Source organism: Nocardia aobensis NBRC 100429 (assembly GCF_000308375.1).
In the GTDB taxonomy this organism is placed as follows: Bacteria; Actinomycetota; Actinomycetes; order Mycobacteriales; family Mycobacteriaceae; genus Nocardia; species Nocardia aobensis.
Genome location: NZ_BAFQ01000168.1, coordinates 1 through 6378, shown reverse-complemented (window position 1 = coordinate 6378; position 6378 = coordinate 1). Strand labels below are relative to the sequence as shown.

Sequence of the window (6378 nt, the reverse complement as noted above, 5' to 3'; positions counted from 1 at the left end):
CGTCACGGCCTCGCCGCACGGCCGGTCGATCGAGGCCGACGGCGGTCTGACCATCGGGGTCGGAACATCGCTGCACGATCTGGCCTCCTCCGCCGCCGAGATCGACACGCTGATGGTCGTCGGCGGCCTGGTCTCGGGACCGGTGTCCGCGGAGGTGGTCCGCGAATTACCCGCTCTCGCACGCAGATCCCGTCGCATCACCTCGGTGTGTTCCGGCGCGTTGCTGTTGGCCGCCGCGGGCCTGCTCGACGGCTACCGAGCCACGACCCACTGGGGTTCGGCCGATCTCCTGGCCCGCTCGTACCCTCGCGTCGTCGTCGAGCCCGACCGTATCTACGTGCACGACCGCAACCGCTGGACCTCGGCGGGCGTCTCCGCCGGCATCGATCTCGCGCTTGCTCTCGTAGAGGACGACCACGGCCGCGAAATGGCCCAACAGGTCGCCCGCGCCTTCGTCGTCTTCGCCCGGCGCTCCGGCGGGCAGACGCAATTCAGCGCCCAGCTGCGTACGCAGCCGGCTCGTACGCCCGCGATCCGCGCCGTCCAGCACTGGCTGCCCGATCACCTCGGCGACGATCTGGCGGTGTCCGCATTGGCTCGGCGCGTGGGTATGAGTGAACGCCATTTCGCCCGCGCCTTCCGCGCCGAAACCGGAGGTACTCCAGCCGCTTTCGTCGCGGAGCTGCGCCTGGAAGCGGCTCGCCGGCTCCTGGAGTCCTCCGAACTCACCGTCACCGCCATTGCCCGCGTGGTCGGTTACCGCCACGGCGAGACCCTGCACCGCGCCTTCGTCCGCCGCCTCGCCACCACGCCCGAGGCCTATCGCCGGCAGTACGCCGAGGCCGTCCTCGGCACCGTCGCGGCAGAGCCGGCCGTCAGCGCAGCCCAGGAATCCGCATCGTCTCCGCCATGATGCGGGCGCCCTCGTCGTTGAGGTGTAGTCCGTCGCCGCTGTCGAGATCCGGGCGGATGAAATCGGGCCGCCCCGGATCCGCCACGGCGGCCGCCACATCGAACACGGCGTCGAAAACGGTTGTGGTCCGCAGCCATTCGTTGACGACGTCGCGCACCGGCAGTGCGGGATCCACATTCACCTCCGGATAGATCACCCCGGCGAAGGGTCCGATCGTATTGGCGTAGGCGGGCAGTCCGGCGGCGTGTGACCGTGCGGCGAGTTCGGTGTAGCCGGCGATCAGATCGTCGGCCGCGGCCACCTCGCCCAGCCCGAGATCGTTGATACCGAGATTGACCACCACGTGGGTGACGCCCGGCACCGCGAGCACATCGCGGTCGAACCGGGCCAGGGCGTGTTCGCCGACCTCGTCGGTGAGCAACTGGTTGCCACCGATGCCCTGATTGACCACCCAGCCGCGGTTCAGCAGCGAATTCAGGGCGTCCACCGAGCGTCGATTCGCGCCGACCGTGGTGCCGGCGCCGTCGAACCAGGAATCCCCGAACGCCACCACCACGGGGGTGTCCGCGTCGGCCAGTACGTCGACCCCCGTCACGAAGAAGCGCGAGGCGATCTCCTCGACCTCCGACAGGTCCGGATCGGCGGTGTGATCACCGGCGACCACGGCGGCGATCTCCATCGGCTGATGGGAGAAGGTCGCGAGTCCGGTCGGCCCGGGCAGATACAGGCTCAGCAGGAGATCGTCGCCGCCGTCCACCGCGAGATCGACGGCGTCGCTGACTATTTCGCCACCTGCCGGAATGCGCACCCGGTCCGCTCCGTCGAAACGCAGCACGGTGTCGGTCTCGGCGACAGCCGCGAACCCGGTCTTGCGCAAGGCGATTCGGGCGGCGCCGATCTCCAGCACGTCGCGCCCGTACCGATTGCTCAATCGCACCCGAAGCTGCCGCCCGCCGCCGGCCATGTGCAGCACCTGGCGCACGGTCCGATCGGTGAACCCCCGGGGTTCGGTCAACTGGAACTGCTCGTAGGGGCTGATGATCGCGGAGCGGAATCCGGCGAGCCAGGTGCTGGTCATGACATCTCCATTTAGTTGCTGTGAGGAATATCCTCGCAGCAATAATATGGAAGATATTCCTCATGTCAACTATCCGCACAACAACTGTGCGTTAGGCTGACCGCATGGAGCACACGCACGACGCCGACGTCTTCGACGACCCGCGCCTCTCCGACATCGGCATGCTGTTCGAGGCGACGAGCGGCATCCGCCGCAAACTCGAACCGACCTGGTCGGCGCACGGGCTGTCGGTCCTGGACTTCACGGCGCTCATGCGTCTGAGCCGCTCGCCCGGCCGCCGGCTCCGAATGACCGATCTGGCCGATCAGGCCCAGCTGTCGACCAGCGGTGTCACCCGCCTGGTGGATCGGCTCGAACGCAACGGATTCGCCCGCCGCCAATCCGATCCGAACGATCGGCGCAGCTCCTATGCCGCCCTCACCGCCGCCGGTGCGACGCGCCTGGCGAAGGTGCTGCCGGAATATCTGAAGATCCTCGACACCTGGTTCTACGGTCAGCTCACCCCGGAGCAGTGCGAGGCGCTGATCAGCGGTCTCCGGATCATCCGCGACGCCACCTTCCCCGAGGCGGGCCGGCTCTCCGACTGATCCGGTAGCCGAACGCTCGCGTTCACCGCACGGTCCGGTATCGCCCGGTCCCTATTGCCGAGATTCGCCCGGTTCGGCTCGTAGACTCGACCGATACGAGTTACTTCCCAGCGACATCGGTCGACGACGGGAGCGGCGCATGGCTGATCACGTTCGAACAGACGCTGAGCTCGGTTCGCCACCCACCGGTGCCAGACGGTGGTACGCCCTCGCGGTCCTCGCGCTGGGACTTGCGATGGTGACGCTGGACGGCACCGTAGTCGGTGTCTCACTGCCGGCGATCATCGGTGATCTGGGACTCGACTTCACCCAGGCCCAGTGGGTTTTCTGCGTGTACTCGGTGGTGCTCGCGGTCCTGCTGATCACCGCCGGCCGGATCGGCGACCGCTTCGGCCGCCGCGCCCTCTTCGCGCTCGGAGTGCTGATCTTCGTCGGTGGCAGCCTGTTGTCCGCCTCCGCGGATACGGCGAGCCCGCTCATCTGGGGACGGCTCGTGCAGGGCATCGGCGGTGCGGCGGTCGTGGCGGGATCCTTGGGCACGGTAGCCGCGATGTTCCACGGCCGGGCCCGCGTGATCGCCTTCACCGCGTGGGTGGTGGCCCCGGCCGCCGCGGCGGTCGTGGGCGCGGCACTCGGCGGGTGGTTCGTCGACTCCTTCACCTGGCCGTGGATCTTCCTGATCAACGTGCCGATCGCGGTGGTCGTACTGATCGGGACCGTGCTCGTGCCCGAAACCCGCATCGGCGCCGCGGCCACCGGACCGGATGTGGACGGATGGCTGCTCAGTACCGCCGGGTTCGCGCTGGTGATCTTCGCCCTCATCGAGGGGCAGCGCTACGGCTGGCTGCGGCCGCGGCGGGAGTTCACCGTATTCGGCGTGACCTGGTCGACCCAATCGGCGAGCTCGCCCATACCGTTCGTACTCGGCGTGGGGGTACTGCTGCTGGTGCTGTTCGTCTTCTGGGAGCGACATCGGGTGAAGGTGGAACATGCCGCGCTGATGGACTTCTCGCAGCTGCGCGATCCGCGGCACTGGGGTGACGGCGCCGCCCTGCTGATCGCGGCGGCACAGTTCGGACTGCTCTTCGTGCTGCCGCTGTACCTGGTGAACTGTCTCGGATTGTCCACGCTGCGAACGGGTTCGATCCTCGTGGTGCTGACCGGATGCGCGCTCATCGCGGCGGTGCTGACCGCCGGACCACTGCGAGCGGTGCCTCCGCTGTGGCTGGTGCGGATCGGCCTGGCGATCGCGTTGCTCGCCATGGCGGTGACCGCGCTGGCGTTGACCTCGACGATTTCGGCGTGGGTGCCGACCGTGCTACTGGCCTGCTACGGAGTCGGTCTCGGGCTGGCCGCCGCCCCGCTCACGGCGAGTATGCGCACCGGCGCGGGCGCCATGGCATCGGATCCGGGATCGATCACCGCGGCCGCGGCCCGGCCCGCCGGTGCCGCGCTGGGTGTGGCGGTTCTCGGCAGTACCCTCTCGATCGGTCTCGGCCACTTCCTGCCCGACCGGTTGAGTTACGTCCCGGGCCTGGCCACCCGCGCGGCCGGCGCCGTGGGGGCGGCCACCCGCGATTCGGCGGGCGGCGCGATCGTCGGACTGCGTGCCCAGCACGCACCGGCCGCGGTCACCGACGCGCTGGCCAACGGATTCGCCGACGCGACTCGCGTGGCCCTGCTCGGCGTTGCGGTGGTGCTGCTTCTGGCGTTCGTGGTGGCCACGCGCATTCCGTCCGACGCCGAACAGCTCGAGGCCGAGCGGATCGTTGGCGAACCGCCCGGTGCGGTGGCCCGCGACCGAGACCTCGAGCGGCCGGAGGAGACGCGTCCGACCGTCGATGGCGAGGGCGCCGCGCCGGTCGAACGCGGCGAGACGACGTAGCGATCCCGCGGTCAGCGCACGGGATCACCCGTCGCCGTCACCAGTCGATCAGGTCGAGTTCGTGCAGGCGCCGGAAGACCAGCATCGAGCCGGGCGCGACATGCGGCATGGCCGCGTACTCGCCGACGGTGAAGTAGCGCAGTTCGGCGATCTCGCTCGTCGGCGTCGGTTCGCCGGTGAGATCCGCGGTGAAACAGGTCATGTGCAGCGCGGTGCCCGGCGTGTGCCCGTACGCCTCACATTCGAAGACACCGAGCTCGTCGTGGGCCGTCACGTCGACTCCCAGTTCCTCCCGCACCTCGCGGTACAACGCCTGCACCGCTGATTCGCCGGGGTCGATCTTCCCGCCCGCCATGTAGAACACCTCTTTGCCGGTCGACCGTGTCTGCAGCAGACGACGATTCCGGATGTGGGCGAGCGCGGCGGTGCGAATCATGGAGGGAGCCTTCACGATACGGTCGTTACGGGCGGGCGCGGAGCTCACTGGGCGGCCGGTGCGAGCTTCCAGTGTTCGTGCAAGGCCGAGGCGATCTCTGGCAGCAGGGTGACCGGTATCCGCTGCTCGCGCAGGATCCGGCGAATCTCGGCGACCTGTTCGCGCTTGCGGTGTTCGTAGGCGTTGGACACCGGATGCCGCACCGGCGGAATGCTGAGCAGGACCAGCTCGTCGTGCGGTTCGTCGCCACCGGTCAGATCCAGCGCGAGCGACCAGCGGGCCCGCTCGTCGAGGGCGAACCGGCCCGCCACCACGCGGTCCCACTCCAGCCGCGATTCGCCCCACGGGGTGCGCCGATAGATCGCGCGGTCGGTCAGAACGACGACATCGCGACCGAACAGCGCCACCAGCAGCGCGATACCCGCCACCGCCCCGGCCAGCAACCCGGTGAAGATCCGGTTCACTCCGAACAGGACCACCACGGCACCGCAGATCACCAGTACCGACAGCACGGCGAGCGCACTGTAGGTGAGGGTGCGGCGGCCGGTGACGACACCGGCCCGCACCGCACGCATCGGCCCGCGGGACCGGCGGGAGGTATCGGGTCCGGAAACCGGCGGGACGTCGTCGCTCACGGTGTCACCTCGAAAGATCGTTCGCGCCGTGCTCAGCCGCGCAGCGGGACCGCGGCCTCGGCGGTGTAGACCAGGAAGGTCAGGCTTTCCTGGAAGTACAGCTGCACGCTCTCCGCGTCGTGGGACAGGTAGCCGATCGACAGATCCTGCCCCAGTTGCAGATCGAAGTCGCCGCCGCGGGTGGTCAACACGAAGGCGCCGTCGATGGCGGGCGCCCAGATGATCTCGCCCTCGGGAATAAGCCGCTCGATATGTGTGCGGATCGGGTGGCCGTGGTCGGAGGTCTCGCTCACGGCGGTGTACAGATCGGCGCTCAGCAGCACCGAATACGGCCCGTCGACACCGGCCAGCCGCAACTTGCTCAGTGCCTGGGCGATCGCCTCGGGGATGAGGCGCGGATCGCTCGGCGCGGTGACGGGAGTGTTCGACACGGCCGCCCGGATGCCGGTGATCCCGGCGGCGGGGTAGCCCTCGAAGACGGCGCGGTCCTCGGCGAACGCGATCTTGCGGGCGGCATCCTTCACCGGATCCAGATCGGCGTCCTCGGCGCCGCGCTCGACGTTGTCGAGCTCCTCGCGCGAGAGCGTGAACGGCACCCGCAACTCGACCAGCGGCGCCACCAGGCGCTGGCGGGCCTGCACGCCCTGATCCGGCGCGTCGATGACGGTGGTGCGTCCCAATCCGACCGCGGAGTAGTCGGTGCCGTGCGGACCGGACAGGTCCACCACCCGGCGACCGGCGATATGACGCCGGAAGGTACGCGTCGCCTCCTCCTCGATGGCCGACCACGCCTCGGAGGTGATCGGCGCGAGTTCACGGTGCAGATTGTTCATTGCGGAATCCC

The 6378-nt window shown here is 69.0% G+C and carries 7 protein-coding genes; 3 read left to right on the top strand and 4 right to left on the bottom strand.

Annotated features, from left to right (window positions below):
* Positions 1–913, top strand: a 913-nt coding sequence (locus tag RJ03_RS22360; RefSeq protein ID WP_083871263.1) for a GlxA family transcriptional regulator, incomplete at its 5' end; no start/stop codon positions are given.
* Here RJ03_RS22360 and RJ03_RS22355 read toward each other — a convergent pair.
* Positions 876–1991 (bottom strand): GDSL-type esterase/lipase family protein, encoded by a 1116-nt coding sequence (locus tag RJ03_RS22355; protein WP_036505549.1) that lies wholly within the window; start codon positions 1989–1991, stop codon positions 876–878. The two genes, RJ03_RS22360 and RJ03_RS22355, sit on opposite strands and share 38 nt — an antisense overlap.
* 104 nt (positions 1992–2095) lie before the next feature.
* Here RJ03_RS22355 and RJ03_RS22350 point away from each other — a divergent pair, with 104 nt between their 5' ends.
* Together RJ03_RS22350 and RJ03_RS22345 are read left to right on the top strand one after the other, a co-directional pair.
* Positions 2096–2578 carry a MarR family winged helix-turn-helix transcriptional regulator gene (locus RJ03_RS22350; RefSeq protein WP_036505548.1) on the top strand — a complete coding sequence of 161 codons (483 nt, stop codon included), beginning with the start codon at positions 2096–2098 and terminating at the stop codon, positions 2576–2578.
* Between the two features lie 139 nt (positions 2579–2717).
* Complete coding sequence (locus tag RJ03_RS22345) at positions 2718–4463, top strand: MFS transporter (RefSeq protein ID WP_083871262.1); 1746 nt, start codon at positions 2718–2720, stop codon at positions 4461–4463.
* Between the two features lie 37 nt (positions 4464–4500).
* On the opposite strand, the gene RJ03_RS22340 is transcribed toward RJ03_RS22345, so the two are convergent.
* Genes RJ03_RS22340 through RJ03_RS22330 form a run of 3 tightly spaced genes read right to left on the bottom strand, consistent with a single transcriptional unit; the run spans position 4501 to position 6367 of the window.
* A complete protein-coding gene (locus tag RJ03_RS22340) occupies positions 4501–4899 on the bottom strand; it encodes an NUDIX hydrolase (RefSeq protein WP_036505547.1) in 399 nt (132 codons plus the stop codon).
* Between the two features lie 44 nt (positions 4900–4943).
* Complete coding sequence (locus tag RJ03_RS22335) at positions 4944–5534, bottom strand: hypothetical protein (protein ID WP_232329504.1); 591 nt, start codon at positions 5532–5534, stop codon at positions 4944–4946.
* A 32-nt stretch (positions 5535–5566) separates the two neighbouring features.
* The gene (locus RJ03_RS22330) at positions 5567–6367 is read right to left on the bottom strand and encodes a family 1 encapsulin nanocompartment shell protein (protein WP_036505546.1); all 801 of its coding nucleotides are present in this window, start codon (positions 6365–6367) and stop codon (positions 5567–5569) included.
* Between the last annotated feature and the right edge of the window lie 11 nt (positions 6368–6378).

Excerpts from the sequence above, each read along its gene's own strand:
- RJ03_RS22330 (WP_036505546.1), bottom strand. The coding sequence starts at position 6,367 with ATGAACAATCTGCACCGTGAACTCGCGCCGATCACCTCCGAGGCGTGG.
- RJ03_RS22355 (WP_036505549.1), bottom strand. The coding sequence starts at position 1,991 with ATGACCAGCACCTGGCTCGCCGGATTCCGCTCCGCGATCATCAGCCCC.
- RJ03_RS22345 (WP_083871262.1), top strand. The coding sequence starts at position 2,718 with ATGGCTGATCACGTTCGAACAGACGCTGAGCTCGGTTCGCCACCCACC.
- RJ03_RS22340 (WP_036505547.1), bottom strand. The coding sequence starts at position 4,899 with ATGATTCGCACCGCCGCGCTCGCCCACATCCGGAATCGTCGTCTGCTG.
- RJ03_RS22350 (WP_036505548.1), top strand. The coding sequence starts at position 2,096 with ATGGAGCACACGCACGACGCCGACGTCTTCGACGACCCGCGCCTCTCC.